Annotated in this window: 22 protein-coding genes and 2 pseudogenes; 7 read left to right on the top strand and 17 right to left on the bottom strand. The window is 69.1% G+C overall.

Annotated features, from left to right (window positions below):
- Nucleotides 1-22: 22 nt before the first annotated feature.
- On the top strand, nt 23-1,351 hold the full coding sequence (locus ACIBTU_RS02785; protein ID WP_399124077.1) for an aspartate aminotransferase family protein: 1,329 nt from the start codon (nt 23-25) through the stop codon (nt 1,349-1,351).
- A gap of 236 nt (nt 1,352-1,587) precedes the next feature.
- Here the strand turns inward: ACIBTU_RS02785 and ACIBTU_RS02780 are convergent.
- Nucleotides 1,588-1,830, bottom strand: a pseudogene (locus ACIBTU_RS02780) (dihydrofolate reductase family protein); the annotation flags it as partial.
- On the opposite strand from ACIBTU_RS02780, the pseudogene ACIBTU_RS02775 reads away from it, so the two are divergent.
- Nucleotides 1,829-2,044, top strand: a pseudogene (locus tag ACIBTU_RS02775) (VOC family protein); the annotation flags it as partial. The pseudogenes ACIBTU_RS02780 and ACIBTU_RS02775 overlap by 2 nt on opposite strands.
- A gap of 46 nt (nt 2,045-2,090) precedes the next feature.
- Here ACIBTU_RS02775 and ACIBTU_RS02770 read toward each other — a convergent pair.
- Complete coding sequence (locus ACIBTU_RS02770; RefSeq protein WP_399124076.1) at nt 2,091-2,564, bottom strand: RICIN domain-containing protein; 474 nt, start codon at nt 2,562-2,564, stop codon at nt 2,091-2,093.
- Between the two features lie 170 nt (nt 2,565-2,734).
- On the opposite strand from ACIBTU_RS02770, the gene ACIBTU_RS02765 reads away from it, so the two are divergent.
- Entirely contained in the window at nt 2,735-2,956 is a 222-nt protein-coding gene (locus tag ACIBTU_RS02765) for a hypothetical protein (RefSeq protein ID WP_399124222.1), read from the top strand.
- Between the two features lie 96 nt (nt 2,957-3,052).
- Here ACIBTU_RS02765 and ACIBTU_RS02760 read toward each other — a convergent pair whose 3' ends face one another.
- The 3 genes from ACIBTU_RS02760 to ACIBTU_RS02750 all read right to left on the bottom strand — a co-directional run bounded on the left by ACIBTU_RS02760 (nt 3,053) and on the right by ACIBTU_RS02750 (nt 5,702).
- Complete coding sequence (locus tag ACIBTU_RS02760) at nt 3,053-4,183, bottom strand: hypothetical protein (RefSeq protein ID WP_399124075.1); 1,131 nt, start codon at nt 4,181-4,183, stop codon at nt 3,053-3,055.
- Between the two features lie 206 nt (nt 4,184-4,389).
- Complete coding sequence (locus tag ACIBTU_RS02755; protein ID WP_399124074.1) at nt 4,390-5,118, bottom strand: cysteine hydrolase family protein; 729 nt, start codon at nt 5,116-5,118, stop codon at nt 4,390-4,392.
- Complete coding sequence (locus ACIBTU_RS02750) at nt 5,118-5,702, bottom strand: isochorismatase family protein (RefSeq protein ID WP_399124073.1); 585 nt, start codon at nt 5,700-5,702, stop codon at nt 5,118-5,120. Before ACIBTU_RS02750 ends, ACIBTU_RS02755 begins: the two co-directional genes overlap by 1 nt.
- A 146-nt stretch (nt 5,703-5,848) precedes the next feature.
- On the opposite strand from ACIBTU_RS02750, the gene ACIBTU_RS02745 reads away from it, so the two are divergent.
- Entirely contained in the window at nt 5,849-6,847 is a 999-nt protein-coding gene (locus ACIBTU_RS02745) for a GlxA family transcriptional regulator (RefSeq protein ID WP_399124072.1), read from the top strand.
- A 243-nt stretch (nt 6,848-7,090) separates the two neighbouring features.
- Here the strand turns inward: ACIBTU_RS02745 and ACIBTU_RS02740 are convergent, their stop codons facing one another.
- Nucleotides 7,091-7,330 (bottom strand): hypothetical protein, encoded by a 240-nt coding sequence (locus ACIBTU_RS02740; RefSeq protein ID WP_399124071.1) that lies wholly within the window; start codon nt 7,328-7,330, stop codon nt 7,091-7,093.
- Nucleotides 7,331-7,912: 582 nt separating this feature from the next.
- Between ACIBTU_RS02740 and ACIBTU_RS02735 the strand changes: the two genes are divergently transcribed.
- Entirely contained in the window at nt 7,913-8,377 is a 465-nt protein-coding gene (locus ACIBTU_RS02735) for a hypothetical protein (protein ID WP_399124070.1), read from the top strand.
- Between the two features lie 96 nt (nt 8,378-8,473).
- On the opposite strand, the gene ACIBTU_RS02730 is transcribed toward ACIBTU_RS02735, so the two are convergent.
- From ACIBTU_RS02730 to ACIBTU_RS02715, 4 genes are all read right to left on the bottom strand, one after another.
- Entirely contained in the window at nt 8,474-8,803 is a 330-nt protein-coding gene (locus ACIBTU_RS02730) for a hypothetical protein (RefSeq protein WP_399124069.1), read from the bottom strand.
- A 194-nt stretch (nt 8,804-8,997) separates the two neighbouring features.
- The gene (locus tag ACIBTU_RS02725; protein ID WP_399124068.1) at nt 8,998-9,693 is read right to left on the bottom strand and encodes a DUF998 domain-containing protein; all 696 of its coding nucleotides are present in this window, start codon (nt 9,691-9,693) and stop codon (nt 8,998-9,000) included.
- A 135-nt stretch (nt 9,694-9,828) separates the two neighbouring features.
- Complete coding sequence (locus ACIBTU_RS02720; protein ID WP_399124067.1) at nt 9,829-10,476, bottom strand: hypothetical protein; 648 nt, start codon at nt 10,474-10,476, stop codon at nt 9,829-9,831.
- A gap of 83 nt (nt 10,477-10,559) precedes the next feature.
- Nucleotides 10,560-11,732, bottom strand: coding sequence for an epoxide hydrolase family protein (locus ACIBTU_RS02715; RefSeq protein WP_399124066.1), 1,173 nt, complete (start codon nt 11,730-11,732; stop codon nt 10,560-10,562).
- Between the two features lie 102 nt (nt 11,733-11,834).
- Between ACIBTU_RS02715 and ACIBTU_RS02710 the strand changes: the two genes are divergently transcribed.
- Entirely contained in the window at nt 11,835-12,392 is a 558-nt protein-coding gene (locus ACIBTU_RS02710) for a CGNR zinc finger domain-containing protein (RefSeq protein WP_399124065.1), read from the top strand.
- Between the two features lie 120 nt (nt 12,393-12,512).
- Nucleotides 12,513-14,117, top strand: coding sequence for an ABC-F family ATP-binding cassette domain-containing protein (locus ACIBTU_RS02705; protein WP_399124064.1), 1,605 nt, complete (start codon nt 12,513-12,515; stop codon nt 14,115-14,117).
- Between the two features lie 40 nt (nt 14,118-14,157).
- On the opposite strand, the gene ACIBTU_RS02700 is transcribed toward ACIBTU_RS02705, so the two are convergent.
- The 7 genes from ACIBTU_RS02700 to ACIBTU_RS02670 form a co-directional block, all read right to left on the bottom strand.
- Nucleotides 14,158-15,243, bottom strand: a complete 1,086-nt coding sequence (locus ACIBTU_RS02700; RefSeq protein ID WP_399124221.1) for an LLM class flavin-dependent oxidoreductase — start codon at nt 15,241-15,243, stop codon at nt 14,158-14,160.
- Nucleotides 15,243-16,109, bottom strand: a complete 867-nt coding sequence (locus ACIBTU_RS02695) for an ABC transporter substrate-binding protein (protein ID WP_399124063.1) — start codon at nt 16,107-16,109, stop codon at nt 15,243-15,245. The genes ACIBTU_RS02700 and ACIBTU_RS02695 overlap by 1 nt, the downstream gene beginning before the upstream one ends.
- Complete coding sequence (locus ACIBTU_RS02690; protein ID WP_399124062.1) at nt 16,110-16,841, bottom strand: ABC transporter ATP-binding protein; 732 nt, start codon at nt 16,839-16,841, stop codon at nt 16,110-16,112.
- A complete protein-coding gene (locus tag ACIBTU_RS02685) occupies nt 16,838-17,686 on the bottom strand; it encodes an ABC transporter permease (RefSeq protein WP_399124061.1) in 849 nt (282 codons plus the stop codon). The genes ACIBTU_RS02690 and ACIBTU_RS02685 overlap by 4 nt, the downstream gene beginning before the upstream one ends.
- Nucleotides 17,683-18,690: an NrtA/SsuA/CpmA family ABC transporter substrate-binding protein gene (locus tag ACIBTU_RS02680; RefSeq protein ID WP_399124060.1), complete on the bottom strand. Its 1,008-nt coding sequence runs from the start codon at nt 18,688-18,690 to the stop codon at nt 17,683-17,685. Before ACIBTU_RS02680 ends, ACIBTU_RS02685 begins: the two co-directional genes overlap by 4 nt.
- Nucleotides 18,691-18,700: 10 nt before the next feature.
- On the bottom strand, nt 18,701-19,741 hold the full coding sequence (locus ACIBTU_RS02675) for an ABC transporter substrate-binding protein (RefSeq protein WP_399124059.1): 1,041 nt from the start codon (nt 19,739-19,741) through the stop codon (nt 18,701-18,703).
- A 149-nt stretch (nt 19,742-19,890) separates the two neighbouring features.
- Nucleotides 19,891-19,992, bottom strand: coding sequence for a putative leader peptide (locus ACIBTU_RS02670; RefSeq protein WP_399124058.1), 102 nt, complete (start codon nt 19,990-19,992; stop codon nt 19,891-19,893).
- Nucleotides 19,993-20,212: the final 220 nt, after the last annotated feature.

Here is a 20,212-nt window from a genome sequence, read left to right as displayed (position 1 = left end):
CGCGGCCCCTACTGTCGCGGACATGGCTGCTTCGACCACCGCCCCCCTGTCCACCGAAACCTTCTGGGCCGACGCCGAGAGGCACCTCGTGCGCTACGGCGGCAAATTCACCCACGAGATCATCGAACGCGCCGCCGGCAGTTTCGTGTTCACCGCGGACGGCCGGAAGATACTCGACTTCACCTCCGGCCAGATGAGCGCGATCCTCGGACACTCGCACCCGGAGATCGTCGCGACCGTCCAGCGTCAGGTCGCGACCCTCGATCACCTCTACAGCGGCATGCTCAGCCGCCCGGTCGTCGATCTCGCCCGACGCCTCGCCGACACGTTGCCCGCGCCGCTCGAGAAGGCACTGCTCCTGACCACCGGCGCCGAGTCCAACGAAGCCGCGATCCGGATGGCCAAGCTCGTCACCGGCAAGCACGAGATCGTCTCTTTCGCGCGATCCTGGCACGGCATGACCCAGGCCGCCGCGTCCGCCACCTACAGCGCGGGCCGCAAGGGCTACGGCCCTGCCGCGCCCGGCAACTTCGCCATCCCCGTGCCGAACGCGTACCGGCCCGACTTCACCACGGCCGACGGCTCCCTCGACTGGCGCCGCCAGCTGGACTTCGCCTTCGATCTGATCGACGCCCAGTCGACCGGCAGTCTGGCCGCGTGCCTCGTCGAACCGATTCTCAGCTCGGGCGGCATCATCGAGCCGCCGGCCGGATACTTCGCGGCCCTGCAGAACAAGTGCCGGGAACGCGGCATGCTGTTGATCCTCGACGAGGCCCAGACCGGCCTGTGCCGCACCGGGACCTGGTACGCGTTCGAACGCGACGGAGTCGTTCCCGACATCCTCACGCTGTCCAAGACGCTCGGTGCGGGACTGCCCCTCGCAGCCGTGCTCACCAGCGCCGCGATCGAGCAGGAGGCGTACGAGCGCGGGTTCCTGTTCTTCACCACGCACGTCGCCGACCCGCTCGTGGCCGCGGTCGGCAACACCGTCCTCGACGTCCTGACCGGCGACAAGCTCGACGAGCGGGCGCGGTCGCTCGGCCTGTTCTTGCGCCAGGGGCTGGAGGACATCGCCGGGCGCCACGAGGTCGTCGGCGACATTCGCGGACGGGGCCTGCTCGCCGGGCTCGAACTCGTCGTCGACCGCGAGACGAAGCGGAGCTCGGACGAGCTGGGCGCGCGGGTCACCCGGCGCTGCCTCGAACTCGGTCTGCACATGAACATCGTCCAGCTTCCCGGCATGGGCGGAGTGTTCCGGATCGCACCGCCGCTGACAGCCACCGAGGACGAGCTCTCGCTCGGCCTGGCCATTCTCGATGAGGCGATCGGCGACGCCTTCGCCGTCCTCTGATCATGGTGGTGGTGCCCGGCCGGCTCTGACCAAGTCCGCTGGTATCGCGTGGAGTTCTGCCAATCCGGGCGTTGACCAGACGGATTCGGCTGCGCGCCGGGATGGGCCGGATCTTCCCGGTCCATCCCGGCGAGGACCGATCGCCGACGCCTGGTCTGCGGGCGCAGGTCCAGCACGACGGAGCCGGTGGCGAAGCTCGTGGTGCCGGCGAGGGTCCAGCTGCTTCCGGGGGCGCCCTCGGGGAAGAGGCGCTTGCCCTTGCCGCCGATGACGGGGTGGGTCCAGAGCTTGAGCTCGTCGACAAGCCCGAGTTCGATCAGGGAGTTCGTCAGGTCGCCGCTGGCGTATATCAGGATGTCACCGGCGTACTGGTCCTTGATCTCGGCGATCTCGGCCGCCAGGTCGCCGCGGATCACGGTGGCGTTCCACGTGGCCGTGTCCAGGCTGGTGGACACCACGTGCTTGGGCAGCGTGTTCATCCCCGAAGGCAAGGTCGTCAAGAACCGGGTGCATCTCGATGCGCGGGCCGGCGCCGGGCTCGTGGGTGAGGAGCGCCTGGCCACACTCGAGGCCGAATGCGCACGGCTGACGGCGATCGGCGGGAAGCACGTACTGACGCAGCGCGCCGATGGCATCAACGAATCGTGCATCACGATGCAGGACATCGAGGGCAACGAGTTCTGCCTCGCCTGATGGTCCTCCGCGACTGCGAGGTGGGGACAGCGGTCGAGAGATCTGTTCAGCCGATGGTGAAGCGCTGGTTCTGGGCACCTCGGTCGCACCGGGCAGTGCGGTAGTAGCCGTCGTCCTGCTGGTAGAGACAGCGGCCCGTGCCGACGCTCTGGATCATGATGGCGCTGCGAGCGGCGGGCTGGACGGTACGCCACTTCTGGTACGAGCCGCCGTTGCAGCGCAGGGGGTAGACGTCGCCCCGGTCGTTGCTGTCGAGGCAACGTTTCCAGAAGTTGTTCTTGAGGGTGGTGCTGGTGTTGAGGCGACCGTTCCACTGCCACTTGAGGCTGCCGCGTCCGGTGGAACAGCGGTCGCCCTCGAGGCCGGTTTCGTCGGTCTCGCGCAGGCAGTCGCCGTAGCGGTAGTTCGCGAAGCGACTGGTGACGGTGGCAGCCGAGGCGGGTGTGGGGGTGAGGAGGGTGAGGGCGAGACCGGCTGCGGCGATGAGGGCGGCGAAGGCTTTCCGGGTCGGGCGGCGCACTGGGGGCTCCTTGAAGTGGTGTTCAGAGGTCCCTCGAAATGATCCCCGGACACCACAGTCCAGGCCTGAAAAATGTGGAAAACCCCCTGATCGAGCGACTTTGGCCGGCCGATGCGGTCCGGGCCATCACTTGTCGACCAGCCGATGGCAGGTCTTACGATCGGTCCGTGATGGATACGCCCACGCATTGGACCGTGCGCCACTTCTCGCAGGCCAACCCCGCCGGCCCCGGCTGCGACAGTGTTCCGGCACTCTTGCGGCGGCTGGCCGATTCCATCGAGGCGTTGGGCCCAGCCGAGATCCAGGACGTGGTCATCGCGTCGGAGATGACCGAGCACGGCCCCTGGCGGTCGGGGACCGTCTACTTCCACCTGCCGGAGGATGAGGACTGATTCTGGTCCTCACGAACGGAGCCGGACAGCCAGAGCTGCACGGCCATGGCGGCTCCCCGTGAACCGGTGCGGGGAGCCGCCGCGCGTCCCCGGTGACTAGTGCGGCACGGGGCACACACCGGACGCGGACGCGGTGGTGATCGTGTTGTACGACGGGGCGGACAGAGTCGTCACCGTGTTGCTGCCGATCTGCTTGAGGATCTCGTCGGAGAGCAGGTCCTGCTGGCCCTTGAGCGCGTCGGCGACCACGGTGTCCTTCGGGAACACCATCTCGGCGGCGATGTTGTCCTGCACGATGCGGGCGAGATTGTCGAGCGCGGTGAAGATCGGGTCGGCCGGCGGCTCGAGGCCGGGCAGGTCGATGAGGTGCGTGGCGACCTTCGCCGCGTTCATGCAGTCCTTGATGATGATGGTGTTCTGATTGAGGACGCTGGTCGTCCACTGGGAGATCACCACGCAGTACAGATCGGCCCAGTCCTCCTCGCCGACCTTGGCACGCCAGGTCTTCATGATCTCCCGTACGCCACTGATCTGGGCCTGGGAGGCGTGCTCCATGTTGGTGCGGATGTCGGGGTAGACGCTGCCGGAGAAGTCCTCGAAGGACTTCATGTCGAAGTACTTGGCGGCGATCGACGCGTTGATGAACTTCAGGCCGCCGTCGATGATGTTGCGGCAGGACGTGGTCAGCGCGGCGGGCAGGCCGGCCGCGGAGAGGTTGTTGCGTGCGGTGGTGAGCCTGGCCGCGTACGCCTTGAGGGGCTCGATCCACGCGGTGGACGTGTCGTCGTTGAACGCCACCATCACCAGGTCGTGCGGGTCGATGCGGTCCGCGTTGGGCAGGTTCGGGATCTTGTCCGCGAGGTAGGAGGCGATCACCGAGAAGATCCCGAGCGGGACGTGAGCGATGGACTTCGCCAGCTCGAACGTCTGCGGGACGGGGTTGCTGGACTCCTGGCCGTCCTTGGTCACGAGGGTGAAGCGGCCGCCCTTGGCATCGTTCTGGACCACGACGACCGGGGCGAGGTGTTTGATCAACTCTGCTTTGAGGGTGGCGTAGTTGGCGCGCATGCCCGCGTTGACCGCGAAGAGCGACTCCCGCGCCTGTGCCTGGGTGACCGCCGGGACCGGCGCTTCCGTGTCCGCGGCGCTCGGGGTCGCCGAGTAGCCGAGCAGGGCAGCGGTGCTGATGCCGGTAGCGCCGCCTATGAATCCTCTGCGCGTAGCCATCTTCGTCTTCTCCATGTGGATCTCGGTGTGGGATTCCTGTGCATGGGGGGGATCTCGTTCATGGGGGGGGGAAACCTTTGCTTGGGGGGAATGCGGGGGGATTGAGGTAGGGGGCAGGAGGTGCGGGAACAGGCGCCCGGGCCCTGGGCGCCTTCCCTTGGTGATGCCGGTGGTGCGTGATGCGTGGTGCCGGTGATGCCGTGTGGCTACTTGATGTCGCGCTGCTTGGGCACCACGACGCCGAAGCGGTCCTGAATGGTGGCGAGCGCGGCCTCGTGCACCTGCTTCGCCGGGATGCCCCGGGGGTTGCCGTTGACGGGCAGCGGGCGGGTGGCGGAGGCGTCGCCGACGACGGTCGGGTTGTAGCCGTGGTAGACGGCGCCCTCGGTGGTAAAGAGGGTGCACATGTGCGTCATGAAGCCGGAGATGATGACGTTCTTGCGGCCGGTCTTCTTGAGCTCTTCGTCGAGGTTCGTGTCGTGGAAACCGTTGGGGACGGCCTTCTCGACGACGGCCTCGCCCTTGGCGGGCTTGAGGTCGGGGATGATCTGCCCGGCCTTCGACTTGAGGTCGTAGCCCTTCTCCACGATGTGGATGACCGGCGTGTGGGCCTTGCGGGCGCGCTCCAGGAGGGCCTTGGTGTTCTTGACGGCCTCACGCCAGCCCGTCAGCTCCATCGTGCCGTCGGTGTAGACGTTCTGGTAGTCCACAAGGATCAGCGCGGCGTTCGACAGCTTCGCCGGAGTCTCGTCCAGCTTCATCAGCTGACGCAGCGTCGTCGTGTCCTTGGCGTAGTTCTTCTCGTGACTCTTCTCGCTGCGCTGGTCACGGCTGTCGGTCCGGGTGGCGGCCGCGGAGCTGCCTCCGCAGGCGGAGACGGTGGCCGCGAGGACGGCGGCGGCGCCGAGCGCGGCGGCGGAACGGAGCAGCTTCATCAGACGATCTCCTTCTGGGACACGACGACGACCCCGTACAGGTCGGCGATGGTGGCGAGAGCTCCCTGGTGCACCTGCTCGGCGGGTACGTCGGTGCCCGCGACCGGGAGCGAACGGGTGGCGGAGGCCTCGGCGACGACGGTGGGGCGGTGGCCGCCCAGGAAAGCGCCCTGCGCCGTGAACGCGACGCACATGTGTGTCATCCAGCCCGCGATGACGACGTCCTGGCCCTCGGTGAGGTGCGTGGCGAGGTCCGTACCGACGAACGCGTTAGGGACCTGCTTGACCACGACGGGCTCGCCGTCGACGGGCGCGACCTTCGGGTGGATCTGGCCGATCTCGGCCCGGATGTCGTACGGGGTGCCCTCGCCGCCGTCGTTGATGACGTGGACGACCTTGGTGCCCGCCTCACGGGCCCGCGCGAGGAGCTGCGCGGCGGCGTCGAGGGACGCCTCCCATCCGTCGAGCTCCATCACACCCTGGGTGTAGGTGTTCTGGAAGTCGATGAGGATCAGCGTCGAGCCGTCCAGCTTCGCGGGCGTCTCGTCGAAGCCGTTGAGCTCGCGCAGCGTGGTTCGGGACATGGGTGTACCGCCTTCGGATCACAGATGGGAGGCGCGACCCAGAGTGTTCGCCGGGCCACGTCTGCAACGCTATGACCCAGCCCTGGCGTCGGCAATGACGTCTAACATGCAGATACCGACATAACATGCCGAGAGTGGGAGGGTCCGTGCCGGACACCGTCAGGCGACTCATCGTGATCGTGCTTTTCGAGGGCGTCGACCTGCTCGACGTGACCGGGCCGCCCGAGGTGTTCTCGCTGGCGCTGCGCGAGACCGAGGAGGCGGCGGGCTACCGGGTGCTGCTGGCCGCCGAGACCCTGGACCCGGTCACCACCGGCGCGGGGGTGCGCATCCTTCCGGACATCACTTTCGCGCAGGCCGCCGCGGGCACCATCGACACGCTCCTGGTGCCCGGCGCGGTGGAGCTCGACGAGGAGCGCCGCGCCCATCCGCTGGTCGACCCCGAACTCGTGGAATGGGTAAGGGTGTTGGCCGAGCGTACGCACCGGATCACCTCGGTGTGCGTGGGCGCGCACCTGCTCGCGGCCGCCGGGCTGCTCGACGGCAAGCGGGCCACCACGCACTGGTCCACCGCGCAGCAACTGGCCGCGGACCACCCGGCCGTACGGGTCGACGCCGACCCCATCTTCATCCGCGAGGGCAACGTGTGGACGGGCGCCGGCATCAGCGCCTGCCTCGATCTGTCGCTCGCGCTGATCGCCGACGACCTCGGCGAGGCGGTGGCCCTGCGCGTGGCGCGCCAGCTGGTGATGTACCTGAAGCGGCCCAGCGGCCAGAGCCAGTTCAGTGTGCCGCTCGAGCAGGTCTCGACGACGCGGCGCATCGAGGATCTGCGTCATCACATCCTCCGGCACATCGACCAGCCGCTCACGGTGGTCGATCTCGCCGCGTACGCGCACGTCAGCGACCGGCATCTGACACGCCTGTTCAAAACGGAGCTCGGGACGACCCCACACGCGTACATCGAGTCCGTCCGGGTGGAGAAGGCCCGCCACGAACTGGAGTCGTCCGACAACACCCTGGAGCGCGTCGCGACGCTCTGCGGGTTCGGTACGACAGACACGCTCGTACGAGCCTTCCGTCGACGCCTCAACACGACCCCGACGGAGTACCGACGCCGCTTCCGAGTACCGCAAGTCCCCTGACAGAAATGGAAGCGCCACATGCCCGGCCCGACAACGGCAACACCACGACCGGGCCGTCGACCTCGGTCGGGGGCAACGTAGCCGTGAAGCGAACTTCCCAGGCTCCTCGAGCCCTGACCGGCGGCTTACTCTCCTCGGCACCACCCCCGTGGCTTCCAACCATCCGCTCCGCCGTGAACCGCCCCCGCGGACACGGGGCCTGTTTCGTGCTGTCGACCGCGGTAGCAGTGCTCGCGCTCAGCCCTACTCGTAGAGGGTGGCGGCGCGGAGGGCTCGGGCCATGTAGACCCAATCGCCGGCGAGCGGAATCTGCTCTCCTGCGTTCTTGTACGCGCCCGGGGAGTCGTGCACCCATGCGGCAAGCGCTTCCAGGAAGTCGTCCAGAGTGCTGTTCTCCCACTCGTGTCCCCGGGCACGGAACTCTCCGTGCAGGTCACGCAGGAAGGCAACCAACTCTTCACGGCTGCGCGGTTCGGACGACATGGACGACAACGTACCCATCCGATCGCGCGGGGATCCAGCCCGGTCACAAGATCAGCGACCGAGTCGACGAACGTGATCGGTGCAGACTGTGCGGCTCGAACAGAGCTGGGTGAATCACCAGAGGCCGAAGAACCGCGTCCACCAGGTAGGTCTGGTTGCGAGACGTTCCATCCCGCTGGGGCCTTCGCAGTCGCTCTCCAACAGTTCTTCGGGAACGCTCACGTAGCCGAGTTCGGTCAGTGCCCGCTCCACTGCGGCGAGGTCGGCGTGATCCAGCTCCCCCTCATCACAGGGTTCCTCCGCACCGAGGAAGGCCCCCGAATTGTCGGCGCAGACCTCGGAGGCTCGACCCTGATAGGACGTCGCTAGAAAGCGAACCATGCTTGATGCGACATCAGAGGTCGCTCCCATGGGCGGGCAGGTGCCATGCATCATGGCCGTCGGCGGGAGCCCAACTTGAAAGGACGTGGGTGGCCAGTGCCTGAAAGCGTCCGAACGGTCTTGACCGCGCTGTGGCAGCAGCATTGGCCCGACTGCCCTCCGGTCGGATACCAGCTGCGCGACCCGTATCGGGAGCTCTGGGTGCGATTCCACAGCCTGCCTGAGTCCAAGCGATACCCAGAGGACGAGAGCGAGTACTCCATTGTCCTGGAGCGGTACAACACTGTCCTCGATGAGCTGTTCGGCTGCGGGGAGGTCTACGTGATCACTCCAGCTTGGGCGACCGAAGCCGAGGTTCCGGCGTTCCAGCCCGACGCCGAATACTGGCAGAGCCTGCTGGTGAAGGACGATCCTGACCCGGAGTTCCGTACCTACTGCCACCTATTCGCCGTCCGCCGGCCGTGGGTGTATGGCTGCCTCGACGAGATGCTTCGTGACATCGCGGACGACAAGGTGGCAGGAGTCCTCGTCACCGACACTCAGATTCGGCGCATCTACCACCCCTACGACGGCGGCGCCGACGTCTTCCTCACGACGCCAGGGGAACGGGATCGGACGCGAGATCGGCATGCCGACTGGCTTTCCAGCAACCCGTCGAGGCTCTGACCAGGAAGACTCACTCCCCTACCACTCCGTCGCCGGATTCGCGTAGTCAGCGGGACTCTGCAGTTGCTGGTCGGTTAGTTCTTGAGTGCGGGTGGGTCAGTGGTACGGGTCGAAACCAGCTGACTGGTCGAGGTTTACGGGTGACCCGGGGGTCTCGGGTGTCCAGCCATCGGCAAGAGCACTGCGGATGCCGTCTGCCACATCGGCGGGCAGGACCGGGTGCCCGGCTGTTCCGAACCAGTTGCTCGGGTGTGGCCGGTTGGTGGTGATCACCAGCGTGGTGCCGGGTTTCTGGGCGTGTTCGACCGCATAAGTGAGGGGTGACCTCGCCAGGCCCTGGTCATAGGTCGGTCGTCCACGGAGTCGCCACCGGTAAGTGGTGCCGTCCACGGTGATGAGCCGCGACCCCTTCTTGACCAGTGCCATCGTCCATCTCTTCCTCTGTGACCGTAATGAACGGCGGCTCATTGTGCCTGAGCCCACCAGGAGTGTCATCAGGAGTGGCAGCGGAGCCGGACAAGGATGGTGTCGCCGGGGAGCTGGGGCCCACTACCGACAACGTGACCTCCTACCTGTTCTCGATGCCGCGCAGGAAGCCAACCGGGGCCTGGCCAGAGCTCTCAACCAGCGTGGCTGAGACGCCCTGTCGGCACCGCCTCCTGCGTACGACCCGTGCGCCGAATGAGGCCACGAACGCCGACAGCAAGTGCCCAGGACAGGAGAGGAAGAGCGGCGACTCGTTCCATACCTCCCATGCCCAGACCGAGGTAGTGGTGGGAGAGGAAGAGCCCGAAGGCCGTGAGCGCGGTGACTCCCAGCAGGCTGGTGCCCCGTCGCAGGGTGGTGGGGAGGTGTTCTGCAAGGCCGAAGCCCGCCACGACGAGACCGATGTTGCCCGCCGCCATGATGAAGAGGGCGCCCAAGACATGCTGGTTCTCGTTGACATCCGCCGGTGCCAGCCCGGCCAACACGAATCCCACTCCGGCGCCGGCGAGCAGTAGACGCGCCGCGGCGGCGGCCCGTCCCCTGCGCCAAAGAACCCCACCGGTCAGGGCGGCACCGACAACGATCAACACGCCCAGGGCGACGAACGAAACATTCATCAGACCGTGCTCGGGGGAACAGATGTACCGCGGCTCAGGATCTGGCTGCAGAGCGCAGTGTGCGTTTCCGAGGTCGCTGATGTTGTTCCGCGCCCAGCTATATGGTCTGGCCCAAGCCGACTCGGCAATCCAGTGGATGGCGAAGAACTGCACCACGCCCACGATCCATGCCGAGTACCCGATCCTGGCTCTCACCTGTCTGCCTTCCGCCACGCGAATATCGTGCGGACAGCCGATCACGCGGCGCCGGACTCAGGCACTCCGAGAAGCCCCCTGGAACGGGGTGGGGCAGACCCTACTGCGGCGGGTGGCAGGAGTCCGCGCCTGAGGACCCACCCACGCCGAAGCTCAACTCGGGTAGCTGCGAGGCGATTCGTTGCGCAGCGTCCAGATCTGCTTCCACTGCCGGGCGCGGTCGGCCGCCCAGAGCGGGTCGGGCGCGTCGGCCCGCTGTACCGCGAGACTGACGCCGCATTCCCTGCACAGCTGATGGATCCTGTGGGCGCCGTCGTGCCAGGCGCTGGTGTTGTCCCGGTTTCCGCATACACGGCACGTCAGCGCAGGAGCTTCGTCCAGCGGCATTGATGAACGGAGCACTCGCTCGACCACCGCGGGCAACGGCTCGTCGGGATGCATCGTCGGCTCGGGGCAGTACGCGATGTTCCCCCACCCACGCTGCCGGCCTCGCCAGGACTCGTCTCGTTTCACCTGTCGCATGCCGCGCGCTTTGTCGGCTCGGCGGCTGTTGGCATAGGCGCGTTCGTCAGCGAGCCAGAGCTGTCGGGCGTGGTGCAACTCCTCGACGGCACGTGTGAGCGAGCTCGGATCCCTCTCCAGGTGCTTGGGGATTCCCGCGCTGAGGCAGAGATGGTGATAGGTGGCCCGGAAGCCGTAGGGCGCGAAGTGGACGAGGCACGACCGCAGATTCGTGTGCCGGACGCGCGTCTGCAGGCCCTCGTCGTGGACCCGCCTCCGGTGGGTGTTGAAGCTGCTCATCCCAGGACGCCCTGCCTTCCCTCGTACGGATCGCCCTTCAATGCAACGGTCATTGAGCGGTGGGCAGTTGAGCCGGGTTCAGTTCACCGATTGGCGCCGAGTACTGCGGCGAGGCCTTCTCGCAGGTCCTTCACGAAATACTCGGGAACCTCCAGCGACGGAAAATGTCCCCCGTTGTCGGGCAGGCCCCACCTGACGATCTTTCGGTAGCGCTCTTGCGCCCAGGGGCGTGGGCACTTCTCGACGTCGCGCGGGTACGCGGTGATGGCTGCCGGGACGTCCACCCTCAGTTCAGGATCCAGGGAGTTGTGGCTCTCGTAGTAGATGCGGGCGGCGGACGCGCCGGTTCGCGTCAGCCAGTACAGGGTGACGTTGTCGAGGATGCGGTCTCTGGAAATGGTCTCGAACGGGCTGTCGTTGGTGTCGGACCACTCGGCGAACTTGTCGAGGATCCAGGCGAGAAGACCGACCGGTGAGTCGACGAGCGAGTAGCCGATGGTCTGCGGTCGGGTCGCCTGCTGCTTCGCGTACGCCGACCGGTGGCGCCAGAAGTCGCGGGTCTCCTCGGCCCATTGACGTTCGGTCTCCGTCAGCCCGTCCGTCGTCAGTCCGGGCGGGCCCTCCGCGAAAGTGGTGTGAATGCCGAGGAGGTGCCCCGGAAACCTTCCGGCGAGGACCGTGGTGATATTGCCTCCCCAGTCGCCGCCATGGGCCGCGAACCTGCGGTAGCCGAGCCTGCCCATCAGTTCCACCCAGGCGGCCGCGATCTTTTCGGTTCCCCAGCCGGTGGTGGCCGGCTTGTCGCTGTAGCCGAAGCCCGGCAGCGACGGGACCACGACGTGAAACGCCGGCGCGTTCTCGTCCTTCGGATCCGCCAGTTCGTCCACCACGTGGCTGAACCGGGCGATGCTGTCCGGCCAGCCATGCGTGAGAAGCAGCGGAGTGGCGTCCGCCCGCGCAGATCGGCGATGCAGGAAATGGATTCCCAGGCCGTCGATGGTCGTGCGGAACTGGCCGATCCGATGGAGGCGCTCCTCGAACGCCCGCCAGTCGTACCCGGTGCGCCAGTAGTCCACGACGTCGATGAGGTCGGCGAGCGGAACGCCCTGCTCCCACCGTCGGGGGCCGGGTGGGGCGCGATGAACGGTCTCGGCCTCGGGTAGCCGCGCCGCGGCCAGCCGCGCGCGCAGATCGTCGAGGTCGGCGTCGGTCGCGCGAGCTTCAAATGCCTGCACGTTGCTGGTGGGACGGGGCATGGGGACCTCCTGGCCGTCGCGCGTCGGCTGCGGCCTGTCGTGAACCGTCTATGACGGTTCTACATTCGTTCAGGTCGGCGCGCAACCAGCTATGGTGGTTCCATGCGTTCGGGACACCCTGACTTCCGCCTCGGCACGGTGCTGGCGACCAGCTTCACAGGGACCCTGTCGGAGCGTCACGGTGATGCCGTGGAGCGCATCCCCACACCGCAGCGGCTCATCGACTGGCTGGCGGTGTACGGCCTGGCCGTGGACTCCTGCACCATCACCCAGCTCGAACTGGCCCGGGAACTGCGGGAGTCGATTCACGCCGTCGCGACGGCGGCCGCGATGCAGGAGCCGCTCCCTGCGGCCGCCGTCAAAGTCATCAACAACCGCAGCGTCCAGGGGCAGGCGGCGGCCACCCTGACGCCCGAGGGCCAACGGCAATGGCAGCTCGGCTCCGTGTCCCGCGTGGAAGATGCCCTCAGCGTGATCGCCGCCGACGCGATCAGCGTCATCGCCGGTGAACGAGACGGAAGGCTGGCCTTGTGCGCGTCACCGACATGCCGAGCCGCCTTCTTCGACACCAGCCGAAGCCGCACCCGCAGATGGTGCGACATGAACACCTGCGGAAACCGGCAGAAGAAGGCGCGCTTCAATGCCCGACTGAGCCGATAGATGCGCTGATCACGGGACGTCGGTTACGGTAGGCGCATGTCTACGCCCCGAGTTTCCTAGCCAAGGACCCGCTTCCACGTCAGAAGTGTGTCCTTTTTTGCTTTCTCGGAGCGTTACCTCATGATTACCGTTCGCGGTGTCGAGCTGCGCGCGGGCGCCCGCCTGCTGCTCTCCGACATCTCCTTCTCCGTTTCCCCCGGCGACCGTATCGGCCTGGTCGGCCGTAACGGCGCGGGTAAGACGACCCTGATGACCGCCCTCGCCGGTCAGGCCAGGCCCGCCGCCGGGACCATCACCCGGACCGGCCCGGTCGGTCTGCTGGCCCAGGACTCCCGCGCGGCCGACCCGGCCGTCAGCGTGACCGACCGGATCCTGTCCGCCCGCGGCCTGGACCGTGCCCTGCAGACCCTGCGCACGGCCGAGGCCGCGATGGCGGAGGCCACGGGGCCGGACGCGCTGGAGCGGGCGATGAATGCCTATGCCCGCGCCGAGGCCGCCTTCCAGTCCGGCGGCGGGTACGGGGCCGAGGCCGAGGCCGCCCGGGTGGCGGCCGGTCTCGGGCTGCCCGAGCGCGTGCTGGGCGAGCCGGTCGGCGCGCTGTCCGGTGGACAGAAGCGCCGCGTGGAGCTCGCACGGATCCTGTTCGCCGGACATGCCGGACCGCTGCTGCTGGACGAGCCGACCAACCACCTGGACGCCGACTCCATCGCCTGGCTGCGCACCTTCCTCCAGGGCCATCGGGGCGGTCTGGTGGTGATCAGCCACGACACCGCTCTGCTGTCCGACGTGGTCAACCGCGTCTTCCATCTCGATCCGCAGCGCGCCACCATCGACATCCACAACACCGGCTGGAAGACCTATCTCACCCAGAGCGAAGCGGACGAGCGGCGCCGGGCCCGGGAGCGGGCCAATGCCGAACGGAAGGCCGGGGCTCTGCATGCTCAGGCGGACAAGATGAAGGCGCGTTCGGCCACCGCCGTCATGGCCAGGAGCATGGCCCGCCGCGCCGACCGCATGCTCGCCGGTCTGGAGCCGGCCCGGCGCGCGGAGAAGGTCGCGAAGATCCGGCTGCCCGAGCCCGCCGCGTGCGGGCGGGTGCCGCTCGGCGCCGTCAGCCTGGCGAAGTCCTATGGCGACCACCAGGTCCTCACCGGCGTGGACCTGGCCGTGGACCGGGGCAGCCGCCTGGTCGTCCTCGGCCTCAACGGCGCGGGCAAGACCACCCTGCTGCGTCTCCTGGCCGGCCAGGAACAGCCGGACGCGGGACGGGTGGTGCGCGGGCACGGGCTGCGCGTGGGCTACTTCGCCCAGGAACACGACACCCTCCGTGCCGAGCGGACCGTACGGGAGAACCTGCGTGCCGCCGCGCCGCACCTCACCGACGGCGAAGTACGGCACGTGCTCGGCGCGTTCCTCTTCTCCGGCGACGACGCCGACAAGCCGGCCGGTGTCCTGTCCGGCGGGGAGAAGACCCGCCTGGCCCTGGCCGGTCTGGTGCACTCCGGCGCGAACGTCCTGCTGCTGGACGAGCCCACCAACAACCTCGACCCCGCCTCCCGCACCGAGGTGCTTGCCGCGGTCGGCTCCTACCCCGGCGCGATCGTGATGGTCACCCACGACGAGGGCGCCATCGACGCCCTGCGCCCGGACCGCGTCCTGCTGCTGCCGGACGCGGACGAGGACCTGTGGAACGAGGAGTACCGGGACCTGGTCTCCCTCGCCTGACACCGCTGTGTGTCTGTGAGGGCTTCGTCGTGCCGTCGTCCTACCGCCTCGTCACCCCGAGAGCCGGCAGGACCGTCTCCGCCACTCGGTACGCCTCCTCCAGAAGGGGGTTGCCGGAGAGGATGAACGTGTCGACGCCCAGTTCCCGGTACTCCTCGAGGCGGGCGACGACCTGGGACGTCGAGCCGACGACCGCCGTGCCGGGGCCGGGGCGGAAGAGGCTCATCCCGGGCCAGAGGTTCGGGTGGGTCTCCAGTTCCCGGGCGTGGGCGGGGACGCGGCCCCCGTGCTGGCGGAACTGGCGCTGCCAGCCCACTCCGTCCTCGCCGGCGCGGTCACCCAGTTGGCGCCGGTAGGTGGCCTCGGAGGTGACGTCGAGGAGCCGGTCGGCCGCCGCCCAGGCCTCGTCCTCGGTGTCGCGGACGATGAGGTGGAGTCGCAGCCCGATGCGCAGGGTGCGGCCGTGGGCGGCGGCGCGCTCGCGGACGTGGTCCAGTTTCTCCTTGAGCAGGTGCGGGGGTTCGCCCCAGGTCAGGTACACGTCCACATGTTCGGCGGCCATCTCGATGCCGGGTGCGGACGAGCCGCCGAACCAGAGCGGGACGTGCGGGTCCTGGACCGGCTTCAGGTCGCGCAGGGAGGCGCCCGCGTCCTTCAGGTCGTAGAAGCGTCCCTTGTGGTCGAAGACTTCGCCGGCCGTGAGGCGCTTCACGATCGACCAGTACTCGGCGCTCAGTTCGTAGCGCTCGTCGTGGCCGACGTGGAGGCCGTACTCCTGGAGGGACTTGGTCGAGCCGTTGACGACGTTGAAGCGCAGGCGGCCGCCGAAGAGCGTGTCGAAGGTGAGGGCCATCTTGGCGAGGAGCGTGGGTGAGATCAGGCCGGGATGGACGGCGAGGAGCGGCTTGAACGCGGTGCTCGTCGAGGCCGCGAGCGCGCTGCCGAGGGGCCACACGTCGTAGAGGTCGGTGGCGAGGAGCGCGCCGGTGAAGCCGAGCCGTTCGACGGTGCCGGCGAGGTGGCTCAGGTAGCCGAGGTCGACCTGTCGGCGGCCGGCCGGCTCCCAGGGGTAGGCGCCCTCGCGCGGAATGATGTACCAGAGGACTTCGGGGGCGGGCACGGTGATCAGGCCGCCTTCCGGGCCACGGCGTCCGCGACGGTGACGGGGCGCTCGATGAATCCGGTGCGGTGGAAGACGTCCGCGCCCTGCTGCTGCTCGGTGAGGAAGTCGTCGCCGACCGCCTCGATCCGCCAGGGCAGTGCGCGCAGCGCAGTCTCCCAGTCGTCGGCCGTTCCGCCCTGGTGCGCGGCGGCGATCTCGGCGGCCTCGCGCGGGTTCGCCTTCGCCCAGTCGTCGGCGCGCTGGAGGGCGCGGGTCAGGGCGTCGATCACGTCGGGGCGCTGTTCGGCGAGGTCGCGGCGGGTGAAGAAGACGGACCGGTCGGAGATGACGTCTCCGGTGCGTACGAGGACACGTACGTCCCCGGCGCGGACGGCGGCGACGAGCTGGGCGCCCTGGGCGACCCAGGCGGTGATCTCCCCGGAGCGCAGCAGCTTCTCGCTGTGCTCGTCGCCGCGCACGGCGGTGATGTCGGTGGCGTACGAGAGGCCGGCGTCGTCCAGGGCCTTGGCGACGAGGTGGGTCTGCCAGGAGCCGACGGCGAGGTGGACGGTGCCGCCCTTGAGGTCGGCGACGGTGCGGACCGGGCTGTCCTCGGGGACGAGGAGGGCGCCGTGGTCGGGGCGGGGCGCGGAGACGGCCGTGTAGACGATGTCGTGGCCCGCGGCCTGGGCGGTGACGGGCGGGGTCGAACCGGTGCCGCCGAAGTCGATGACGCCTTCGGTGAGGAGTTCGCCGGTGCGGACGCCGTTCACGTACGCGTGGAAGACGGCGGTCTCGCCGACGGCGGCGAGCTCCTGCTGTGCGTAGTCCAGGCGGGAGAGGTAGTAGAGCGTCGGGTTGCTGTTGTGGACGCCGATGGTGATGGTCATTCAGATCACTCCGGATTCTGCGGGGGTGCGGGCGTGGGTACGGTCGTGGACGCCGAGGTCGGTGAGGAGGCGTCGGCGCAGGGTGGCGAAGGCAGGGTCGCCGGGGTCGCGGGGGTGGTCGACGGTGACGGGTTCGTCGGTGACGAGGCGCCCGTCGCGCAGGACGCAGACGCGGTCCGCGAGGCGTACGGCCTCGTCGACGTCGTGGGTGACGAGGAGCACGGCGGGTCGGTGCGCGCGGCACAGCTCGGCGACCAGGTCCTGCATCCTGAGCCGGGTCAGGGCGTCGAGGGCGGCGAACGGCTCGTCCAGGAGCAGGAGTTCGGGTTCGCGGACGAGGGCACGGGCGAGGGCGACGCGCTGGGCCTCGCCGCCGGAGAGCGTGCCGGGCCACGCCTCGGCGTGCTGTTCGAGGCCGACCTCGGCCAGGGCCTTGAGCCCGCGTGCCGCCTGCCCGCGCGGCAGGGCGACGGTCACATTGGCGAGTACCTTCTTGGACGGGACGAGGCGCGGTTCCTGGAAGACGACGGTGCGTGCCTCGGGGACGAGGACCTCTCCCCCGTCGGCCCGGTCGAGGGCGCCGAGGATGCGCAAGAGGGTCGTCTTGCCGCTGCCGCTCGCGCCGAGGAGGGCGACGAACTCGCCGCGCCGGATGGTGAGGTCGAGTCCGTCGAGGACGGCGCGCTCCCCGAAGACGCGGCGCAGGCCCGTGATGCGTACGGCCGTGCTCATCGGGTGCCTCCCGGTACGGCGCGGCGCCAGGGCATGAGGACGCGTTCGAGAAGGCGTACGACGGCGTCGGCGAGCAGTCCGAGGAGTCCGTAGACGAGGATGCAGACGGCCAGGATGTCGGTGCGGGCGTAGCTCTGGGCCTGGGTCATGAGGTAGCCGATACCGGCGGTGGCGTTGATCTCCTCGGCGGCGATGAGCGCGATGACGCTGAGGGTCATGGACAGGCGCAGGCCCGCGAGCAGTGAGGGCAGAGCGCCGGGGACGACGACCTCGCGGACGATGCCGAGGCGGCTCATGCCGAAGCTGCGCATGGCTTCGACGAGTTTGGGGTCGGTGGTGCGGACGCCGCTGGACGTGGAGACGTACATGGGGAAGGTGGTGGCTACGGCGATGAGCAGGATCTTCGCCGTCTCGTTGATGCCGAACCAGACCATGAACAGCGGCACCAGGGACAGGAACGGGATGGTGCGCAGGGTCTGCAGGGAGGAGTCGAGGAGTTCGTCGCCGAGCCGGGTGAAGCCGGTGGTGATGCCCAGGGTGAGACCGGTGACGAGCCCGAGTGCGAGGCCCAGGCCGGAGCGGGTGAGCGAGGCGGCGAGGGCTTGGGACAGTTGGCCGTTGCCCCACAACTCGACTATGGCGTCGACGACTTGGGGTGGCGAGGCGAGGACGTCGGGGGTGAGCAGGCCCGTCGCCGACGCCACCCACCACAGGGCGAGGAGAGCGACGGGGCCGAGGGCGCGGACGGTGGCGGAGCGGGCTCGGGAGCGGGTGCGGCCGGCCGGCGGGCGCGGGGTGACGAGACGGGGTGGCGCCGCGCCGGCTCGTCGGTCGGTGAGTGTCATGACAGCTTCTCCACGTCGATGACGTGCGGCGCGACGTCGACCTTCGTCCGGGTCACCTTCTGGTCGGCGTAGAAGCGGGCGACGTCGTCGAAGCGCTCGAGGTCGGCGCGGGTGATCGGTTCGACGGTGCCGCCCTGGGCGGTGAACCGGGTCTGGATGCGTGCGGCCTCGCCGGTGACGGCCTGCGGGCCCGCGTCGGTGGTGACGTTCAGGTAGGCTCGCGGGTTCTTCTTCTCCTTGACGCTGCCGTCGTGGAGGTAGGTGTAGAGGGCCTTGACGACCTCGGGGTGCTGGTCGGCGAACGCCGTCCGGACGGCGTTGAGGCTGTAGTTGTCGGAGCCGATCTCCTTGCCGTCGGCGATGAACTTCGCTTTCCCGCTGCCCAGTTCGGCGACCGCGTAGGTCGACCAGACCGCCCAGGCGTCGACCTTGCCGGTGTTGAGGACGGCGGCGGTCTGGTCGGGGCGGAGGTAGACGCGCTCGACCTTGTCCGCCGGGATGTGGTGGTCGGCGAGGGCCTTGAGAAGCAGGTACTCGCCGGTGCCGCCCTGGTTGACGGCGACCTTCTTGCCGACGAGGTCCTCGATCCGGTCGATCCCGGAGTCCTTCTCGACGAGGATGCCCTCGCCGACGGGGTCGGGGGCGGTCGCGGTGAAGAAGGCGAAGCCGGGGGTCTGGGCGAGGGAGGTGATGCCGGAGGTGATCGAGCCGGTGGCGATGTCGAGCTGCCCTGCGTTCATGGCCTGGGCCGCGGGGGCGAACGGGCCCGCGCTGCCGGCCCATTCGACCTTGGCGTGCACCTTGGCGAGGGCCCTGTCCAGGGAGCCGTCCTTCTTGCCGAGGGCGAGCACGCCGGAGTTGCCGGGGTCGGGGATACGGACGGTGATGTCGGCCGCCGTCCGGGGCCCGGAGTCGGCCTCGGACGTGCCGCAGCCGGTGACGGCCGCGAGCGCGGCGAGGGCGGAGAGCGCGGCGAGCACGGGCAGGGGCTTGGGGATGCGCATGACGGGGTCCTCAGGAAGCGGGGCGGGAGGGGGCGGGTTGCAGGAGGCGGGCGCGGCGCAGCGGCTCGGGGTCCGCCCAGTCCCGTACGTCGACGGGCTCGGGCAGGAAGCCGTGCGCGTGCAGGGCGGCGGACTGTCGGCCGAGGAGGGCGAGGCGGTCCTCGGAGAGGTCGGGGTGCAGGGTGCGGTGGGTGCCGGGGCGGTAGGCGCCGGCGACGCCCTCGGCACCCGCCCCGGTCTCGGCACCGAGGATGCGGGCCACGTCGTCCGGCCGGTCGGCCGCCCAGTCGGCGGCGCGCAGGAGTACGGCGAGGAAGCGGTCGACGAGGTCGGGGTGGTCGTCGAGGAGGCTGCGGTGGACGGTGACGGGTCGGGGGGTTCCGTTGTTCACGCGGTGCGCGCGGTCGGGCAACTCGTCCAGTTCTACGGCCACTTCGGCGCCGACGCGGCGGGCCGCCTCGACGGAGAGCGCGCCCTTGACGTAGACGGCGTCGACGTCGCCGCGCCGGAGGGCGGCGAGTTCCGCGGCCCACTGCCCGGTGTGCCCGTCGGCGGGAACGTCGACGAGGACGGCGTCGTCGAGTCCGAGCCCGGCCGAGGCGAGGGCCCCCTCGAAGCCGCGCAGGGCCATGGCCCGCCAGAAGTCGATGGCGAGGCGGTGGTGGTGCGGCAGCGCGAGGCGCAGGCCTCGCAGGGCGGCGGCTCCCCTGACGCCCGAGCCGGGGGCCACCAGAACGGTCTGGCGCTCCTCGATCCAGGTGAGTCCGACGAGCCGGGTCTCCTCACCGCGCGAGCGGGCCCACAGGGCGGGGACGTTGCCGCCCTCGCGGAAGAGTCCGGGCAGAACGTGGGTGTAGTGCGTCTGCGGGTCGGCGTCGCGCCCGGCGTCCTGCAGCGACCGTACGGTGATGCCGTCCGGGGCGAACTCGGCGGCGAGCCAACGCCGATCGGCGGCGATGCCGGTCGCTGTGGGGACGGGACAGCGGGTGAACCAGAGCGTGTCCGGAACCGCTTCGGCGGCGGCCTTCGTCCGGATCGGGGCATGCGTCATGGAGGCTCCCAGGCGGGTGGAAGGAGGAAAGGCGGGAGGCGGGAGGGGAGGCGGGTGGAGCGCGGGCACGCCGGGGCTGGCGGGCCACACGGAGACCTGGCTCATGCGGCCGAGGGGTACCTCGCGTACTTCCCGTACTTCGGAGGAGGTCAGCGACAGGTGGCGCTGGAGACGCGCGCCAGGTCGATGTGCCGGCGCAGCGTGAACAGGGACGGGGTGAGCGCGGCGGCGGGCCGGAGTCGTCCGGACATGGCGCTGCTCCCCTCTGCGATCAGGTGATCCGTGCTGGTGGCGTGGTGGTGACGAGTGCACAGTGGCACGTTCCGCACGGCCCGGCAAGGACCTTCCCATGATGTGGGAACGAGCGTGAACGGAGTGTGTCACCAGGCCTTTTGGTACGGTCACAGCCACTCCGGACAGCCCTCCGAGGCTGCCGTAATGTGGGAACCCGAAGCCGGTCCCACGCCTACG

The sequence above is a fragment of the Streptomyces sp. NPDC050145 genome (assembly GCF_044460245.1).
GTDB lineage: Bacteria > Actinomycetota > Actinomycetes > Streptomycetales > Streptomycetaceae > Streptomyces.
This window is presented reverse-complemented; position numbering and strand designations above follow the sequence as displayed.